This window comes from Pantoea sp. Acro-807 (assembly GCF_011752675.1).
Lineage (GTDB): Bacteria > Pseudomonadota > Gammaproteobacteria > Enterobacterales > Enterobacteriaceae > Pantoea > Pantoea eucrina.
Window position 1 is genome coordinate 81,575 of the sequence record NZ_VWXE01000002.1, and the last position, 18,952, is coordinate 100,526.

12 protein-coding genes and 1 tRNA gene are annotated in these 18,952 nt (G+C 59.5%); 9 read left to right on the plus strand and 4 right to left on the minus strand.

What is annotated here, in order from left to right; genetic code table 11:
* Nucleotides 1–3: 3 nt before the first annotated feature.
* Both F3J39_RS06900 and F3J39_RS06905 read right to left on the minus strand, forming a co-directional pair.
* Nucleotides 4–1,338, minus strand: coding sequence for a carbohydrate porin (locus F3J39_RS06900; RefSeq protein WP_166713998.1), 1,335 nt, complete (start codon nucleotides 1,336–1,338; stop codon nucleotides 4–6).
* A 213-nt stretch (nucleotides 1,339–1,551) separates the two neighbouring features.
* The gene (locus F3J39_RS06905; RefSeq protein ID WP_166713999.1) at nucleotides 1,552–2,514 is read right to left on the minus strand and encodes an aldo/keto reductase; all 963 of its coding nucleotides are present in this window, start codon (nucleotides 2,512–2,514) and stop codon (nucleotides 1,552–1,554) included.
* 245 nt (nucleotides 2,515–2,759) lie between these two features.
* Here F3J39_RS06905 and F3J39_RS06910 point away from each other — a divergent pair, with 245 nt between their 5' ends.
* From F3J39_RS06910 to yegS, 8 genes are all read left to right on the plus strand, one after another.
* Nucleotides 2,760–3,965 (plus strand): MdtA/MuxA family multidrug efflux RND transporter periplasmic adaptor subunit, encoded by a 1,206-nt coding sequence (locus F3J39_RS06910; protein WP_094111744.1) that lies wholly within the window; start codon nucleotides 2,760–2,762, stop codon nucleotides 3,963–3,965.
* The gene (locus tag F3J39_RS06915) at nucleotides 3,965–7,087 is read left to right on the plus strand and encodes an MdtB/MuxB family multidrug efflux RND transporter permease subunit (RefSeq protein WP_166714000.1); all 3,123 of its coding nucleotides are present in this window, start codon (nucleotides 3,965–3,967) and stop codon (nucleotides 7,085–7,087) included. Before F3J39_RS06910 ends, F3J39_RS06915 begins: the two co-directional genes overlap by 1 nt.
* Nucleotides 7,084–10,161 (plus strand): multidrug efflux RND transporter permease subunit MdtC, encoded by a 3,078-nt coding sequence (mdtC, locus tag F3J39_RS06920; protein ID WP_166714001.1) that lies wholly within the window; start codon nucleotides 7,084–7,086, stop codon nucleotides 10,159–10,161. Before F3J39_RS06915 ends, mdtC begins: the two co-directional genes overlap by 4 nt.
* A gap of 230 nt (nucleotides 10,162–10,391) precedes the next feature.
* Nucleotides 10,392–11,789 carry a multidrug transporter subunit MdtD gene (gene mdtD, locus F3J39_RS06925; RefSeq protein ID WP_166714002.1) on the plus strand — a complete coding sequence of 466 codons (1,398 nt, stop codon included), beginning with the start codon at nucleotides 10,392–10,394 and terminating at the stop codon, nucleotides 11,787–11,789.
* Nucleotides 11,789–13,171, plus strand: a complete 1,383-nt coding sequence (gene baeS / locus F3J39_RS06930) for a two-component system sensor histidine kinase BaeS (protein WP_104085200.1) — start codon at nucleotides 11,789–11,791, stop codon at nucleotides 13,169–13,171. Before mdtD ends, baeS begins: the two co-directional genes overlap by 1 nt.
* 9 nt (nucleotides 13,172–13,180) lie before the next feature.
* Complete coding sequence (baeR, locus tag F3J39_RS06935; RefSeq protein WP_039385412.1) at nucleotides 13,181–13,888, plus strand: two-component system response regulator BaeR; 708 nt, start codon at nucleotides 13,181–13,183, stop codon at nucleotides 13,886–13,888.
* Between the two features lie 136 nt (nucleotides 13,889–14,024).
* Entirely contained in the window at nucleotides 14,025–15,395 is a 1,371-nt protein-coding gene (gene yegQ, locus F3J39_RS06940; protein ID WP_166714003.1) for a tRNA 5-hydroxyuridine modification protein YegQ, read from the plus strand.
* Nucleotides 15,396–15,623: 228 nt separating this feature from the next.
* Nucleotides 15,624–16,523, plus strand: a complete 900-nt coding sequence (gene yegS, locus F3J39_RS06945; RefSeq protein WP_104085201.1) for a lipid kinase YegS — start codon at nucleotides 15,624–15,626, stop codon at nucleotides 16,521–16,523.
* Between the two features lie 74 nt (nucleotides 16,524–16,597).
* On the opposite strand, the gene F3J39_RS06950 is transcribed toward yegS, so the two are convergent.
* Nucleotides 16,598–17,719, minus strand: coding sequence for a Gfo/Idh/MocA family oxidoreductase (locus tag F3J39_RS06950; RefSeq protein WP_166714004.1), 1,122 nt, complete (start codon nucleotides 17,717–17,719; stop codon nucleotides 16,598–16,600).
* Nucleotides 17,720–17,983: 264 nt separating this feature from the next.
* On the opposite strand from F3J39_RS06950, the gene F3J39_RS06955 reads away from it, so the two are divergent.
* A tRNA-Asn gene (locus F3J39_RS06955) sits at nucleotides 17,984–18,059 on the plus strand.
* A 58-nt stretch (nucleotides 18,060–18,117) separates the two neighbouring features.
* On the opposite strand, the gene thiD is transcribed toward F3J39_RS06955, so the two are convergent.
* Entirely contained in the window at nucleotides 18,118–18,918 is an 801-nt protein-coding gene (thiD, locus tag F3J39_RS06960; RefSeq protein WP_039386007.1) for a bifunctional hydroxymethylpyrimidine kinase/phosphomethylpyrimidine kinase, read from the minus strand.
* Nucleotides 18,919–18,952: the final 34 nt, after the last annotated feature.

An 18,952-nucleotide genomic window follows, 5' to 3' on the forward strand; every position in this document is an offset into this window, starting at 1 on the left:
CCGTCAGAAGTTGATATTGGCTGAGATGCCGCCGACAAAGGCATCTTTTACCTCTCCGACCGCGCCCGGCGCCACGACATACTGCAGGTTAGGCCGCAGCTGCAGCCACTTCGCCAGCTGCGCATTGTAGTAAATCTCATAGTTGTATTCCGATCCCGCCTGCAGCGGCAGATAAGCCGGGCTGTCAAAGCGCGTTTCACCACTGGCTGCGTTCTGCTGGCGCAGGGCGCGGCTGTAGGCGCTGTTAACGTGAATACGCGCGGCACCAATACCGATTTCATCCTGCGGACGCGCATCAAGCGGCCCCTTCCAGGTAAAACTGATGGACTGATAATTATCGGTTTTCGACGTCTTACGATCGTTCATGACCGCCTGCACCGTTACCCCCAGTCCGCGGCTGGCGTCTCCGCCCTGCGCGGTCAGCTGCTGCTGCAGCAGCAGGTAGCCGCCATAAGCGTGCTCCTGACGCTGATAGCCCCCATCCCGCCAGCTGCCGTAATTATCCCCGTTTACGGATGAGTAGTAATAGCCGAGTCGATAGTTGCCCGGCAGCCCCGCTGCGCCCAGGGTCGGTTTCCAGCCCAGCTCGACCGGCACCAGATTGCCTTCTGAATGACGGGTATCCAGGCGGAAACCGTCGCCGCGATCGTAGTTGGCGCGATTCTGGTTATAAAAGCCGACCTGGAAGAAGAGTTCGGGCGTGATATTCGCTTTCAGGCGTCCGCCCCACTGTGAAACCGGCCAGTTAAACCAGCGGTCGCCGCGCCAGTTGCCTGCCTGACCGCTGCCAAAGGCAAGGTTCTGAAACCTGCTGTCGAGGCTGTCAAAATCTTCACCCACGGTGACCCGTCCGGCCTTGAGATTAACCCGGTTGTCAAACAGCCCTTTGCTCAGCCAGAACTGTGTCAGACGCCACGTCTGGCCGCGGCCATAGACCTCCTGCACGGAGGAGAGCATGCCGGTGCGGCGATCGGCTACCTGATCGGAGATGTTACGCCCGTCGCGATTAGTGACGGTGACCTGGAACTGCGCATCCTGCCAGTCGAGCAGCTTTTGCAGATCGAGATTCGCGCCAAACGCCCACTGATCGCTGTAGCGCATTGAGGTGTGGCTGTCTGCTCCGCCGCCAAGATTGGCGGCGCTCTCCATGGTGTAATTTACGTCAAACTTCACGCCGGCACTCTCCAGCTGCGTGCGGCTGCCGTTCCAGTCACCCAGCATCCAGGGCGAATCGTAGCTGAACGCATCTGCCGCGACGGCGGCAGAACTGAACATAGCCAGCATCAGCGTGCCCGCAGCCAGCTGCGGCAGCGGGTGCAAAGCAAAAATTTTTTTCATCGTTGTTATCTTCTGCAAAGTTATAAGGAAAACCGCGCAGAGGATAGTGCCGGGCAGCAGCAGGGTTTTGCAATTTCGTGTGGATTTACGCCTGCTCAGTCAGTGGATTAGCGCATTTGTGATGAATATCTAAGATTTAAACATTCAAAGTGTGACAGTGACTATTGATTGCCCTGTATCAATATACGGGGTGCCGCAGCACCCCGGGCGGGATCAGAGGTGACTGGCGCGCGCCAGCTCCTCAATTTCCTGTTTGCTCAGCTCCAGCTGGGTGGCTTTTACCAGCTCATCCAGCTGCGCCAGCGATGTTGCGCTGACAATCGGCGCGGTAATGCTGGGACGCGCAATCTGCCACGCCAGCGCCACCTGCGTGGCTGACGCATCGTGTGAGGCAGCGATATCCTCCAGCGCCTCAATAATGCGGCTGCCGCGCTCATTGAGATATTTTTCCACTATCCCCTGACCGCGCGGGCTTTTACCCGCATCCTGCGGCTTTTTATATTTGCCGCTGAGAAAGCCGCTCGCCAGCGAGTAGTAGTTGATCACGCCAAGACCGTTTTTCACCGCCACCTGCTCCAGGCCGTTCTCATACCCTTCGCGATCGTAAAGGTTATATTCCGGCTGCAGCGTTTCATAGCGCGCCAGCCCCTCTTTGCTGCTGACATCCAGCGCCTCCTGCAGACGCGCTGCGGAGTAATTTGAGGCGCCGATAGCGCGTACCTTGCCCTCTTTGATCAGGGAATCAAACGCTTTCAGGGTATCTGCCAGCGGCGTCTGCTCATCATCGCGATGCGCCTGATAGAGATCGATCACGTCCGTCTGCAGCCGGCGCAGGGAATCCTCTATCGCCTGGCGGATATACGCAGGCTTCAGCCCGGTTTTTTCCGGCGACAGCTCCATGCCGACTTTAGTCGCCAGCACGATGCGATCGCGTTTGCCGCTCTGCTTTAACCATTTGCCGATGATCGCTTCCGATTCACCTCCCTGATTGCCCGGCACCCAGCGGGAATAGACATCCGCGGTATCGATAAAAAACAGGCCATTTTCGACCAGCGCATCCAGCAGTGAAAAGGAGGTCTTCTCATCGACTGTCCAGCCAAAAACGTTACCACCAAAAGTCAGGCGCGGAACGGTAATACCGCTGTCGCCCAGCTGACGGGTTGCAGGTTGTTTCATTGCGCTCTCCCTGGTTAAACGAGATAGGTTTGTCTTTAAGCGTAGCAAATGAAAAAGTCGCACCGGGGTCTATTCATGCCAGAATAGTGTCAGAACCGGGAAATCCTTTACGCCGCGCTGAGCAGATATTCTTAATTCCTTCAATTTTCGCCTGGCGCAGGCGGCTACACTTATTTTCGTTTGCGCTGTCCGGATGTCGGGCAAGCGTATCAGGAAAGCGACATGGCTGGAGAGCACGCAGAGTAATGAAGAGTCGAACCAAAACAGGTCTGTTAATTCTTATCGCGCTGGCGGTAGCGGCTGGCGGTTATTACGCCTGGCACTCGCGCGCCACGCCAGCACAGCCGGCGCAGGCTAAAGAGAAGCGCGGTGGAGCAAACCGGCCAGCCGCGCCGGTACAGGCGGCAACGGCTGAACTGCAAAGCGTGCCCTACTATCTGAACGGCCTCGGCACCGTCACCGCTGCAAATACGGTTACGGTGCGCAGCCGTGTTGAGGGGCAGCTGATGGCGCTGCACTTTACGGAAGGCGAGCAGGTGGCTGCCGGCACGCTGCTGGCTGAGATCGATCCGCGCCCGTATCAGGTTGCTCTCACGCAGGCGCAGGGCCAGCTGGCCCGGGATCAGGCCACGCTGGCGAATGCCCGCCGCGATCTCAGCCGCTATGAGAAGCTGTCGAAAACGTCCCTGGTATCGCAGCAGGATCTCGACACCCAGCGCGCGCTGGTGAGCGAAACGCTGGGCACCATTAAAGCGGATGAGGGCAACGTCGCGAGCGCGCAGCTGAATCTGACCTACAGCCGCATCACCGCGCCGATTGCCGGACGTATCGGGTTACGCAAGGTCGACATCGGCAACTACATTACCACCGGCGACACCGATGGCCTGGTCGTGATCACCCAGACGCATCCGATTGATGTGGTATTCAGCGTGGCTGAGAGCTATATCAGCCAGATCCTGAAAGCGCAGAAAAGCGGTCAGCCGCTGGTGGTGGAGGCCTGGGATCGCAGCAACACCACGCTGCTGACGCAGGGCACGCTGCTGAGCCTGGACAACCAGATCGATACCACTACCGGCACCATTAAGCTGAAAGCACGCTTCAGCAATGAAGATGACACCCTGTTTCCCAACCAGTTTGTTAACGCACGTCTGAAAGCAGATACGCTGCAGAACGCCGTGACTATTCCGGCCGCCGCGCTGCAGATGAGCAATGAGGGCCACTTTGTCTGGGTAGTTAACAGCGAAAACAAGGTCAGCAAGAAACGCGTCACCGCCGGACTGCAGGATAGCCAGAAAGTGGTGATCAGTGCCGGACTGGAGGCGGGCGAGCGGGTCATCACCGACGGCATCGATCGCCTCACTGACGGCGCAACGGTTGACGTCGTGGCGCCACAGAGTACGGCAACAGAGACCACGCGTGCCGCGCAGCCAGCCCGGGGAGAGCGTCAATAATGCAGGTGCTGCCTCCTGACGCTGGCGGCGGTCCGTCACGTCAGTTCATTTTACGCCCGGTCGCCACCACGCTGCTGATGATTGCGATTCTGCTGGCGGGCCTGCTTGGCTACCGCTTTCTGCCGGTCTCCGCCCTGCCGGAAGTGGACTACCCCACTATTCAGGTTGTCACGCTCTATCCCGGAGCCAGTCCGGATGTGGTCACCTCGTCGATTACCGCACCGCTGGAACGCCAGTTTGGCCAGATGTCCGGGCTGAAACAGATGGCATCGCAAAGTTCCGGCGGCGCCTCGGTGATCACGCTGCAGTTTCAGCTGTCGCTGGCGCTGGATGTGGCGGAGCAGGAGGTTCAGGCGGCGATAAACTCCGCCACTAACCTGCTGCCTGGCGATCTGCCTAATCCGCCCGCCTACAGCAAAGTCAACCCGGCCGATCCGCCTATCATGACGCTGGCGGTCACCACGACCAGCCTGCCGCTGACGCAGGTGCAGGATATGGTGGAAACGCGCGTGGCGCAGAAGATTGCGCAGGTCTCCGGCGTAGGCCTGGTTACCCTTTCCGGCGGACAGCGTCCGGCGGTGCGGGTCAAAATGAATGCGCAGGCGCTGGCAGCGTTAGGACTGACCAGCGAAGATGTGCGCACGGCTATCAGCAACGCCAACGTCAACTCAGCGAAAGGCAGCCTTGATGGTCCGGCGCGATCTATCACGCTGTCAGCAAACGATCAGATGACATCGGCTGAGGATTACCGCCGCCTGATTATCAGCTACAGCAACGGCGCGCCGGTGCGACTGGGCGACGTTGCGACCATCGAATCGGGCGCAGAGAACAGCTGGCTGGGCGCCTGGGCTAACCGCCAGCAGGCGATTGTGCTGAACGTCCAGCGTCAGCCCGGCGCCAATATTATCAACACCGCTGATAATATCCGGGCGCTGCTGCCATCGCTTACCGCCACGCTGCCCAAATCGGTCGACATGAAACTGCTGACCGATCGCACGACCAATATTCGCGCCTCGGTATCTGATACGCAGCATGAGCTGATGCTGGCCATGGCGCTCGTGGTCATGATCATCTACCTGTTTCTGCGCAACGTACCGGCTACGATCATTCCTGCCGTGGCGGTACCGCTTTCGCTGATTGGTACGTTTGCGGCCATCTATTTTATGGGCTTCTCGATCAACAACCTCACGCTGATGGCGCTGACTATCGCCACCGGCTTTGTGGTGGATGACGCCATTGTGGTGATCGAGAATATTTCACGCTATATCGAGAAAGGCGAGAAGCCGCTCACCGCCGCGCTGAAAGGGGCGGGAGAGATCGGTTTTACCATTATCTCGCTCACCTTTTCGCTGATTGCGGTGCTGATCCCGCTGCTGTTTATGGGCGATGTGATTGGCCGGCTGTTTCGTGAGTTCGCCGTCACGCTGGCTATCGCCATTCTGATCTCAGCCGTGGTGTCGCTGACGCTGACGCCGATGATGTGCGCACGCATGCTGAGCGCAGAGTCACTGCGCCGGCAGAACCGCTTCTCACGCGCCAGCGAGGCGCTGTTTGAGCGGGTCATTGCCGGTTACGGGCGTGGACTGACGCGCGTGCTGCAGCATCCGTGGCTGACGCTCAGCGTGGCGCTCGGCACGCTGCTGATGACGGTGCTGCTGTGGGTGATGATCCCGAAAGGCTTCTTTCCGCAGCAGGATAACGGCATTATTCAGGGCACCCTGCAGGCGCCGCAGTCGGTCTCTTACGCCAGCATGGCGCAGCGCACGCGCGATGTCGCCTCCGTGGTGATGAAGGATCCGGCGGTTGAAAGTCTGACCTCTTTTGTCGGGGTGGATGGCACCAATCCTGCGCTTAACAGCGCCCGGCTGCAGATCAACCTCAAGCCGCTGGATGAGCGCGACGACCGCATTCCGGTGGTGCAGGCGCGGCTGCAGCAGGCGGTGGCGCAGATCCCGGGCGTCTCGCTCTGGCTGCAGCCGGTGCAGGATCTCACCATTGAGACGCAGAGCAGCCGTACCCCCTATCAGTTTACGCTGCAGTCTGGCTCGCTTGACGCCCTGAGCAGCTGGGTCCCGGCGCTGATCGGCCAGCTGGAAAAGGCACCGCAGCTGCGCAACGTCAGCAGCGACTGGCAGGATCAGGGGCTGGAAGCGTATGTGCGCGTCGACCGCGACAGCGCCAGCCGGCTCGGGATCACCATGGCTGACGTCGATAATGCGCTGTATAACGCGTTTGGTCAGCGGCTGATCTCAACGATTTACACGCAGGCAAACCAGTATCGCGTGGTGCTGGAGCAGCATAATGCGCAGACGCCGGGACTGGCGAGCCTGGAGGGGATCCGGCTTAAAAGCAGCGACGGCGGCAGCGTACCGCTCAGCGCTATCGCCAGCACAGAGGAGCGGCATACCGCTCTCAGTATTAATCATCTCGATCAGTTCCCGTCCGCAACCTTCTCTTTTGACGTGGCCGATGGCTATTCACTTGAGGAAGCGCTGCAGGCCATTACCGCCGCAGAAGGGGCGCTGGGTATGCCGGCGGATATCGTCACGCAGTTCCAGGGCAGTACGCTGGCGTTTGAAGCCGCGCTGAGCAGCACCGTCTGGCTGATTGTGGCGGCCGTGGTCGCAATGTATATCGTTCTTGGCGTGCTGTATGAGAGTTTTATTCATCCGATTACCATTCTCTCTACCCTGCCCACCGCGGGCGTCGGCGCGCTGCTGGCGCTGATGCTGAGCGGTAACGAACTCGATATCATCGCCATTATCGGCATCATTCTGCTGATCGGTATTGTAAAGAAAAACGCCATTATGATGATTGACTTTGCGCTGGCGGCGGAGCGTGAACAGGGCATGGCGCCGCGTGACGCTATCTATCAGGCCTGCCTGCTGCGCTTTCGCCCGATCCTGATGACCACGCTGGCGGCGCTGCTGGGCGCGCTGCCGCTGATGCTCAGCACCGGCGTCGGCGCTGAGCTGCGCCATCCGCTCGGCATCGCCATGGTGGGCGGCCTGATCCTCAGCCAGATCCTGACGCTGTTTACCACGCCGGTCATCTATCTGCTGTTTGATCGCCTGGCGCACGCTACCCGCAGGCGCTTCGGTCGTCCGGAGGCGCAGTCGTGAAGTTTTTTGCCCTCTTCATTCACCGCCCGGTCGCCACCATCCTGCTGACGCTGGCGATTGCGCTGGCGGGGATGCTTGGTTTTCGTCTGCTGCCGGTCGCCCCGCTACCGCAGCTCGACTTTCCGGTGATTATGATTTCAGCCTCGCTGCCGGGTGCCTCACCGGAAACCATGGCCGCCTCGGTGGCCACGCCGCTGGAGCGCTCGCTGGGGCGCATTGCCGGCGTCAGTGAAATGACCTCGACGAACTCACTGGGCAGCACGCGCATCATTCTGGTGTTTGATTTTGACCGCGATATTAACGGTGCCGCGCGCGATGTGCAGGCCGCGATTAATGCGGCGCAGAGCCTGCTGCCGTCGGGCATGCCGAGCCGGCCTTCTTATCGAAAAGCGAACCCCTCGGATGCGCCGATTATGATCCTGACGGTGACCTCGGACGACTATAATCCGGGTCAGCTCTATGATTACGCTTCGACGCAGCTGGCGCAAAAACTGTCGCAGATTGAGGGCGTCGGCGACGTCACGGTAGGCGGCAGTTCGCTGCCCGCCGTGCGCGTCGATCTCAATCCGCAGGCGCTGTTTAATCAGGGCGTGTCGCTGGATGCGGTACGCAGCGCCATCAGCAACGCTAACCAGCGGCGACCGCAGGGCGCAATCGACGATCGCCAGCAGCGCTGGCAGCTGCGTACCAATGATGAACTGCAGAGCGCCAGCGCCTATCAGCCGCTGGTGGTGCACTATAACAACGGTGCGGCGGTTCGCCTGAGCGATGTCGCCAGCGTGCAGGATTCGGTGCAGGATGTGCGTAACGCCGGGATGACCAACGGCAAGCCGGCGGTGCTGCTGGTGATCCGTAAGTCGCCGGACGCCAATATTATCGATACTGTGGATCGCATTCGCGCTGAGCTGCCGGTGCTGCACGATTTCATTCCGGCGGCGATCGATCTGCAAATTGCCCAGGATCGCTCACCGACTATCCGCGCTTCGCTGCATGAAGTCGAGCAGTCGCTGGTGATTGCCGTGGTGCTGGTGATTCTGGTGGTGTTTCTGTTCCTGCGCGACGGCCGGGCCACGCTCATTCCTGCTGCGGCGGTGCCGGTCTCACTGATTGGCACCTTTGCTGCCATGTATCTGTGCGGCTTCAGTCTTAACAACCTGTCGCTGATGGCGCTAACCATCGCCACCGGGTTTGTGGTGGATGATGCGATTGTGGTGCTGGAGAATATTGCCCGCCACGTTGAGGCTGGCATGAAGCCGCTGCAGGCGGCGCTGACCGGCGTCCGCGAAGTGGGCTTTACCGTGCTGTCGATGAGCCTGTCGCTGATTGCGGTGTTTCTGCCGCTGCTGATGATTGGCGGCATTATCGGACGCTTCTTTTCGGAATTTGCCATTACGCTGTCAGTGGCGATCCTGATCTCGCTGTTTATCTCCGTCACGCTGACGCCGATGATGTGCGCGTATCTGCTGAAGCCGCAACCGGCACAGCCTGCCGCGCCCGGGCTGTTCAGCCGGCTGCTGCAGCGGACGCAGGATGGCTATGCCCGCTCGCTGCGCTGGGTGTTACGCCACGCCATCTGGGTACTGCTGCTGCTGGGCGGCACGATAGCGATGACCGTCTGGCTGTTTATTACGATACCCAAAACCTTTATGCCGGAACAGGATACCGGTCGCCTGAGCGGTTTTCTGTCTGCCGATCAGAGCATCTCGTTTCAGGCGATGCGCGGCAAGCTGGAAGATTTTATGAATATCATCAAAATGGATCCGGCGGTGGATAATGTCACCGGCTTTACCGGCGGCCTCGGCACCAACAGCGGCCTGATGTTTGTGGCGCTGAAGCCTCTCTCTGAGCGCAGCGAAAGCGCCCAGCAGGTGATCGCCCGCCTGCGCACCAAACTGGCTAAGGAGCCGGGGGCCAGCCTCTATCTCAACGCCGTACAGGATATTCGCGTCGGCGGACGGGAGTCGAACGCCAGCTATCAGTACAGCCTGCTGTCGGATAACCTTGCCGATCTGCGTGAGTGGGAACCCAAAATCCGTAAGGCCTTCTCTGCCCTGCCGCAGCTCACTGACGTTAACTCCGACCAGCAGGATAAAGGCAGCGAAATGGCTATTACATACGATCGTGAAAGCATGGCGCGCCTCGGCATAGACGTTTCAGCCGCCAACGATCTGCTGAACAACGCCTTTGGCCAGCGTCAGATCTCAACCATTTATCAGCCGCTGAATCAGTACAAAGTGGTGATGGAGGTGGATCCGCGCTATACCCAGGATATCAGCGCGCTCGACCAGATGTTTGTGGTCAGCAGCGACGGCAAAGCGATTCCGCTGAGCGGTTTTGCCCACTGGCAGCCCGCTAACGCACCGCTCTCCGTCAACCATGAGGGGCTTTCTGCAGCGACAACCATTTCGTTTAATTTGCCGGAAGGCGTCTCTCTGTCGCAGGCCTCCGCGGCGATCGATCGCGCCATGACGGTGCTGGGGGTGCCCTCCAGCGTGCGCGGCAGCTTTGCCGGTACCGCGCAGGTGTTTCAGCAGTCGCAGTCCAGCCAGCTCTGGCTGATGCTGGCAGCCATCGCAGCGGTCTATATCGTGCTGGGCATTCTGTATGAGAGCTATGTGCATCCGCTCACGATTCTGTCGACGCTGCCGTCGGCCGGAACCGGCGCGCTGCTGGCGCTTAAACTGTTTGATACGCCGTTCAGCCTGATTGCGCTGATTGGCATTTTGCTGCTGATAGGGATTGTGAAAAAGAACGCCATCATGATGGTCGACTTTGCGCTGGAGGCGGAACGACAGCAGCAGCTGAGCCCGCGCGAGGCGATTTTCCAGGCGTGTCAGCTGCGTTTTCGCCCGATTCTGATGACCACGCTGGCCGCGCTGTTTGGCGCCCTGCCACTGGTGCTGACCAGCGGCGACGGTGCTGAACTGCGGCAGCCGCTGGGCATCACCATCGCCGGCGGCCTGGTGGTAAGCCAGCTGCTGACGCTCTACACCACGCCGGTGGTCTATCTGCTGATGGATAAATTACGCCGCCGCAAAGCCGTCACAGAGCCAGCAACCACCCGAATTTCGTAGGGGGCGCATTAATGCGCCCCGGGAAAACAACGCACACGAAACCCGGGCGCCATCAATGGCGCCCCTACAGGGGGACGTGCCTTCCGGTTTCCGTAGGGGGCGCATTTATGCGCCCCTGGGCAAACAACGCGCATGAGCCCAGGGCGCCATTAATGGCGCCCCTGTGGGGACGATTGCTGCATTAATGCACCCCGGGGTAAACAAACGCGCCTTATGCTGGAGGAGAGAAGATGAACAAACCTGCCACTACGGTACGCTGGCAGCTGTGGATTGTGGCGTTTGGCTTTTTTATGCAAACGCTGGATACCACCATTGTCAACACCGCGCTGCCTTCTATGGCGCGCGATCTCGGCGTCAGCCCGCTGCATATGCATTCCGTTATCGTCTCTTACGTTCTGACGGTTGCGGTGATGCTGCCGCTGAGCGGCTGGCTGGCTGACCGTTTTGGCGTGCGTAACATCTTTTTCAGCGCGATTGTGCTGTTCAGCGTCGGATCGCTGTTCTGCGCGCTGGCTGCCACGCTTAACCAGCTGGTAGTGGCGCGCGTGGTTCAGGGTATCGGTGGCGCAATGATGGTGCCGGTGGGCCGCTTAACGGTCATGAAAATTGTGCCGCGTGAGCAATATATGTCCGCCATGACCTTTGTTACCCTGCCGGGCCAGATTGGCCCGCTGCTCGGTCCGGCCCTCGGCGGCGTGCTGGTTGAGTACGCCAGCTGGCACTGGATTTTCCTTATCAATATTCCGGTCGGCATTATTGGCGCTGTCGCCACGCTGATGCTGATGCCGAACTACACCATGCAGACGCGCCGGTTTGATTTTGCCGGTTTTCTGCTGCTGGCGGCCGGCATGGCGGCGCTGACGCTGGCGCTGGATGGCGGCGGCAATGGCGCGCTGCTGCCCGGCTTCCTGATTCTGGCGGGCGTGCTGTCGCTGCTGTTTTATCTGATGCACGGCCGCCACAATGACAACGCGCTGTTCAGCCTGCGACTGTTTGATAACCGCCTCTATTCGATTGGTCTGCTGGGCAGCTTTACCGGGCGCATCGGCAGCGGCATGCTGCCGTTTATGACGCCGGTATTTCTGCAGGTAGGTCTGGGTTTTACGCCGTTTCACGCCGGGTTAATGATGATCCCGATGGTGCTGGGAAATATGGGCATCAAGCGGGTGGTGGTGCGCATTGTTAACCTGTTTGGCTATCGCCGCGTACTGGTGGGAAGCACGCTCGCGCTGGCGCTGGTGGTGGCGCTGTTTGCCGTGGTCGCGCTGGCTGGCTGGATCTGGCTCCTGCCGCTGGTATTACTGCTGCTCGGCATGGTCAATGCCCTGCGTTTTTCCGCTATGAATACCCTGACGCTGAAAGATCTGCCGGACGATCTCGCCTCTGGCGGCAACAGCTTACTGTCGATGATTATGCAATTGTCGATGAGTATCGGCGTCACGCTGGCGGGTCTGCTGCTCGGCGCTTTTGGCCAGCAAGCTGCCGCGGGCAGCGACATGGCGCAGCAGACGTTTGCCTGGACCTGGCTCTGCATGGTGGTCGTCATCGTCCTGCCGGCGCTGGTGTTCTGGCGGGTACCGGAAGCACTCAGTAAAAATGTTGATCTCAGAACCAGGAGTAAAAAGTGATGGCGCGTTTCCGGCCCGGCATTGGCGCCAAACTCTTTATGGCGATTTTTGGTACCTGCATGCTGGTCATCATTACTATGCACTGGGGAGTACGGCTCAGCTTTGAGCATGGCTTTGTTGACTACATCAAAAAAGGCAACGAACAGCGGCTGACACTGCTGAGTGATGCGCTGGCAGATCAGTATGAGCAGCACGGCAGCTGGGATTTTCTGCGCCAGAACGATCGGCTGATCTTCACCATTCTGCGCTCGCTGGAGCAGAACCCAGGCAGCCACAATCCGCTGCCGCCGCACGGCTGGCGCACGCAGTTCTGGATCATCGATCAGCAATATAAGGTGCTGTCAGGCCCGCGCGCCCCGATTCCGCCAAAAGGGCCGCGGCGTAACATCACCACCAGCAGCGGTAAAATTGTCGGCTGGGTAATTGCCTCTCCGGCGGAAAACCTGACGCGCAGCACCGACATCAATTTTGACCGGCAGCAGCGCCAGACCAACTGGATGATCGTCACACTCTCCACTCTGCTGGCGGCGCTGGTCACCTGGCTGCTGGCACGCGGCCTGCTGGCGCCGGTTAAACGGCTGGTAGAGGGCACCCATCAGCTGGCTGCGGGAAAATTTGCTACCCGGGTTGAGGTGGATAGCGGTGATGAAATCGGTCAGCTGGCGCGCGACTTTAATCAGCTGGCGCAGTCGCTGGAGAAAAATGAGAGTAATCGCCGCGCGTTCATGGCGGATATCTCCCATGAGCTGCGCACGCCGCTGGCGATCCTGCGTGGTGAGCTGGAAGCGATTCAGGATGGCGTCCGGCAGGTCACGCCCGAGGCGATAAGTTCGCTGCAGAGTGAAGTGGTGGTACTGACCAAGCTGGTGGATGACCTGCATCAGCTTTCGCTCTCCGATGCAGGCGCCCTCGCCTATCGTAAACAGCCGCTGGATCTGGTTAACCTGCTGGAGGTGATCGCCGGCAGCTTTGCCGGACGCTATCGCACACACCAGCTGACGCTGCAGCTGCAGCTGCCTGCTGAAGCCAGCAGCTTTGGCGATCCTGACCGCCTGATGCAGCTGTTTACGAATCTGCTGGAAAACAGCCTGCGCTATACCCATCCCGGCGGCGAGGTCCGCATCACCATGCGGCAGCAGGAGAATCAGTGGCTGCTCTGTATTGATGACAGCGCGCCCGGCGTAGCGGCGACGCAGCGGGCGCAGCTGTTTGAGCGCTTTTTCCGTGCGGAAAACTCCCGCAATCGCGCCAGCGGAGGGTCCGGCCTGGGACTGGCTATCTGTAAAAATATCGTCGAGGCGCACGGCGGCACGATTTCTGCGGAGCACTCTGATTTAGGTGGCGTGCAAATCAGGCTAAACTTGCCCTATGTTCCCCAGTAGAAAGCCCGTATGAGCCCGGAAAATAGCGATCCACTAATTCTTGTTGTTGAAGATGAACCCAAACTGGCGCAGCTGATGATCGATTATCTGCAGGCGTCAAACTACCGCACGCACCATATTGCCAATGGCGGCGAGGTACAGGCCTGGCTGCAGCACACTACGCCAGCGCTGATGCTGCTCGATCTGATGCTGCCAGGCTGCGACGGCATGACGCTGTGCCGCGAGATACGCCGCCACTCCGATCTGCCGATTATTATGGTCACCGCCCGTACCGAAGAGATTGATCGCCTGCTGGGGCTGGAAACCGGCGCGGATGACTATATCTGTAAGCCATTCAGCCCGCGCGAAGTGGTGGCGCGGGTGAAAACCATTCTGCGCCGCGCGCGTAAATCGCCGGAAGAGACGCAGCAGGCGTCGCTGCTGCTGATTGATGAGGGCCGCTTTCAGGCCAGCTGGCGTACTGCGCCGCTGGAGCTGACGCCGGCGGAGTTCCGCCTGCTGAAAACATTGTCTCTGGAGCCAGGCAAAGTCTTTTCCCGCGAGCAGCTGCTCAATCAGCTTTATGATGATTACCGCGTGGTAACTGACCGTACCATAGACAGCCATATCAAGAATCTGCGCCGCAAGCTTGAGGCGCTGGATGCCGATCAGCCGTTTATTCGTGCGGTATATGGCATCGGCTATCGCTGGGAAGCGGATATGTGCCGACTGGCATAGCCTGTTATTGATCCCGATCAATTTACTTCACTCCGCACCCTGCCTACAATTTCCGCCTCTTTTGCAGAGCCGCACGCCGCGGCTTCTGCTGTGGCCATCCGCGATGGTCAGCTGACCTGACATCAGTGAGTCTTCCATGTTTAAACCTGAACTGCTCTCCCCGGCGGGAACGCTGAAAAATATGCGCTACGCCTTTGCCTACGGCGCTGACGCCGTTTATGCCGGCCAGCCGCGCTATAGTCTGCGCGTCCGCAATAATGAATTTACGCATGACAATCTGGCGCAGGGGATCGCCGAAGCGCACGCACTGGGTAAAAAATTCTATGTGGTGGTCAATATCGCGCCGCATAACGCCAAACTGAAAACCTTTATTCGCGATCTTACACCGGTGGTGGCGATGCAGCCCGACGCGCTGATCATGTCCGATCCGGGACTGATTATGCTGGTGCGCGAGGCGTTTCCGGCGATGCCGATCCACCTTTCCGTGCAGGCCAACGCCGTCAACTGGGCCACGGTGAAATTCTGGCAGCAGATGGGGCTGACGCGCGTCATTCTGTCGCGCGAGCTGTCGCTGGAGGAGATTGCGGAGATCCGCACGCAGGTGCCGGAGATGGAGCTGGAGATTTTTGTCCACGGCGCGCTCTGCATGGCCTACTCCGGTCGCTGCCTGCTCTCCGGCTATCTCAACAAGCGCGATCCAAACCAGGGCACCTGTACCAACGCCTGCCGCTGGTCGTATAAGGTCTCAGAAGGCCAGCAGGATGAGGTCGGCAATATTACCGGTATCCATGAACCGGCAGAGCAGCAGGCTCCCGTGCCCGGCCACAACGCGCCAACCGACCGGTTGTTTCTGCTGGAAGAGAAGATGAAACCGGGCGAGGTGATGAGCGCGTTTGAAGATGAGCACGGTACCTACATCATGAACTCAAAAGATTTGCGTGCGGTGGCGCATGTGGAACGGCTGAGCGCAATGGGCATTCATTCGCTGAAAATTGAAGGGCGTACCAAATCGTTCTACTACTGCGCGCGCACCGCACAGGTCTATCGCCGCGCGATTGACGACGCCGCAGCGGGTAAACCTTTTGATACCTCACTGCTCGCCACGCTGGAAGGTCTGGCGCATCGTGGCTATACCGAGGGTTTCCTGCGGCGTCACACCTACGACAGCTACCAGAACTATGAGCAGGGCTTTTCCGTTTCTGAACGTCAGCAGTTTGTGGGCGAATTTACCGGCGAGCGGCGCGGCGACCGGGCGCAGATTGCGGTGAAAAACAAATTCCTGCAGGGCGATATGGCAGAGATCATGACGCCGCAGGGCAACCTGACCTGCACGCTGGAGGCGATGGAAAACGATCGCGGCGAGGCGGTCACCGTCGCTCCTGGCGACGGTCATCGGGTCTGGATCCCGGTGCCGGCAGAGGTGGATCTCCGCTTTGCGCTGCTGCTGCGCAACCTCACTGAAGGCAATACTACCAGCGATCCGCACGGCAAAAATCGCACAAAATGAAAAAAAGGCGGCGAAGTTAGAACAGGATCACAGACGGTCACAGCGCCGCGCTTTAGAATCCCGCCTGCTGCTAATGAGTAACAATATCCAGCGTGCACGACCAGGAACCACCTCATTTACCCGCCCGGCTCCCCCGCGCGGGTTTTCTTTTTTCAGCGCCTGCCGATAAAGTTCCCGCCGCAGCTATGCTATAACCACATCCCTGTCTCACGTTTCAAGGAACTGAAGATGCACACTACACCGCTCACGCTGCTGATCCTGAATGGAAAAGGCGCCGGCAATGAAGATCTGCGCGCGGCCGTTAATACGCTGCGCGAAGAGGGCTTTAATCTGGCCGTGCGCGTCACCTGGGAAAAAGGTGATGGCGATCGCTATGTACAGGAAGCGGTTGCTCTGCAGGCGGAAACCGTTATTGCAGGCGGCGGCGACGGCACCATTAATGAGATTGCCACCGCGCTGGCCGCTATACCCGAGGCCTCACGTCCGGTACTCGGCATTCTGCCGCTCGGCACCGCTAACGATTTTGCCACCAGCGTGGGCATTCCGGCGGAGATGGAGCCGGCGCTGCGCCTTGCCGTGGTGGGTAAAGCCACCGCTATCGATCTGGCGCGGGTGAATGGCGACCGCTACTTTATCAATATGGCGACCGGCGGCTTTGGTACGCGTATTACCACCGAAACGCCGGAGAAACTGAAATCCGCGCTGGGTGGCGTCTCCTACTTTATTCACGGCCTGATGCGCGTGGATGCGCTCAAACCTGACAGCTGTGAAATCAGCGGGCCTGGCTTCAGCTGGCAGGGTGATGCGCTGGTTATCGGTATCGGTAACGGTCGTCAGGCGGGTGGCGGGCAGCGCCTCTGCCCCGATGCGCTGATCAACGATGGTCAGCTTAACCTCAGCATTGTTACCGCGCAGGAGCTGCTGCCAACGCTGCTGCATTCGCTGACGCGCGATGATGAGAACCCCAATATTGTGTCGGCTCAGCTCGACTCGCTGACTATTCGTTCGCCGCATGAGATGACGTTTAATCTGGACGGTGAGCCGCTGAGCGGCAGCGAGTTTACTATCGACGTGCTGCCAGGCGCGCTCAGCTGTCGCCTGCCGCCCCAGTGCGCGCTGCTGGCCTGACGCCGCACGCATCGCCGGGTGCGCTTTGATACGCACCCGGTGGTTTGCCGGGCAAAACGGCTTAACCTCCCGTGTTACACCTTCATCCAGCGCCGCTCAGCCGCCGAAACTGCGATGGCTTCCAGCACCTTCTGTACCTGTAACCCTTCGGCAAAGTCCGGCCACATGCGATCGCCTGCCGCAATGCCGTTGATCAGATCGCGGATCTCCACGGTTTTCTGATCGTTAAACCCGATACCGTGCCCGGCGGAGACGCAGAAGCTGGCGTAGTCGGGATGCGCCGGTCCGGTGAGCAGCGTTTTAAAGCCCTGCCGTCCGGCTGGTTCGTCGTGGATATAGAGCGCCAGCTCGGCCATACGCTCCTGGGTATAGCGCAGCGTACCCAGGGTGCCGGTGACCACATAGGTCAGCCCCATCTTGCTGCCACAGGCAATACGTGAAGTCTCAATCACGCCGTGCGCGCCATTGCTGAAGCGCAGCAGCGCGCTGGCCTGATCCTCATTCTCGACCGGCAGCAGACGCGCAGGATTTTTAGGGTCGGGGCGCTGCGCGATTACCGTCATCATGTCGCCACTGACCTCCTCAATGTCGCCCACCAGATAGTGCGCCATATTGACGATGTGCGCGGCCAGATCGCCGAGTGCGCCCAGCCCTGCCAGTTTTTTCTGACAGTGCCAGTCCAGCGGCGTCTGCGGGCTGGCGAGGTAATCTTCATTATGCGTGCCGTAAAAGTGCACCACTTCACCAATCTCGCCGCGCGCGATGATCTCCCGCGCCAGCTGGCTGGTCGGATTTTTCATGTAATTAAAACCCACCAGCGTTTTTACACCCGCCCGCTCTGCCGCCTGCACCATCTCCTCTGCATCCGCCACGCTCAGCGACAGCGGCTTTTCCGAGTAGACATGTTTGCCGTGGCGGATCGCCTCCAGCGCCATCTCTTTATGCAGGAAGTTGGGCGCGCAGATATCGACAACGTCGATCTGCGGATCGCTGACCAGCTCGCGCCAGTCGCCGGTGGAGCGGGCGAAGCCAAACGTGGCCGCCTGCTTTGCCGCCAGTGCCGGATCGACTTCAGCCAGCATCTCCCGCACGATCTCACCTTTCAGGGCAAACACCGTGGGCGCCTGCGCATAGGCGATAGCGTGACACCGCCCGATATATCCGCTGCCGATCATTCCTATTCTGACTCTGTTCATGCTGCACCCGTGAAAAGTGGAGGAGGTTTCGCGGAATATATGTTTCATTTTTTGGCGCCACAATGGCGAAATGAAATATCTGTGATCATTGATGTGGAGCACACGACAAAATCAACAAATCCCGCTGTAATTTTGCAGTACTTTGGTGATATTCCTCACATTAAGTCAGGCAGTGGCGGTTTATTCAGCAGTCAGTAAAAATTTTGCAAAAGGGCTTTGACACGCAGCAGGCTGCCCGATATTATGCGCCCCGTTCCACACAATTCCTCTGTAGTTCAGTCGGTAGAACGGCGGACTGTTAATCCGTATGTCACTGGTTCGAGTCCAGTCAGAGGAGCCAGATTCTTAAAAAAAGCAGCCTGTAAGGCTGCTTTTTTTATGCCTGCGTGTTATCCGCCCTACCACCAGTGATGAAAGTGGTGCACCGGCCCGATGCCCTTTCCTGCCTCCAGCGAATCGGCCTGCAGCAGCGCCTGCTGCAGCCAGCCTTTTGCCGCCGTCACCGTATCAGCCCAGCTCTCATGACGCGGCCGCAGCGCTGCCAGCGCCGCCGAGAGGGTACAGCCGGTGCCGTGAGTATGGCGCGTCGCTACGCGCGGGGCCGTAAAGCGGAAACGTCCGCTGCGGGTAATCAGCCAGTCCGGGCTTTCCGCATCCTCCAGATGTCCCCCTTTCATCAGCACCGCGGCACAGCCGAGATCGAGCAGCCCCTCCCCCTGCTGCTGCATGGTGCGCTCATCGCGGGCAGGTGTTGTTTCCAGCAGCGCCGCGGCTTCCGGCAGATTAGGCGTGATCAGCGAAACCTGCGGCAGCAGCCGCTCACGCATCGCCGCCACCGCCTCTGGCGCCAGCAGCGCATCGCCGCTTTTGGCAATCATTACCGTATCCAGCACCACAAACGGCAGCCGCGCACGCGCCAGTTTCTCTGCCACCACCGCCACAATAGCGCTCTCTGCCAGCATGCCGATTTTTGCCGTATCGATACGGATATCGCTCAGCACCGAATCCAGCTGGGCGGCGACAAACGCCGGTGAAATGTAACAGACCGACTGTACGCCACAGGTGTTTTGCGCCACCAGCGCGGTAATAACGCTGGTGCCGTAGGCGCTGAGCGCAGAAAAGGTTTTGAGATCGGCCTGAATGCCCGCGCCGCCGCTGGGATCGGTGCCGGCAATGGTCAGGGCATTTATACGGGGCAAGCCGCGCGGTAAAACAGAGGAAGGGTGGGTCATC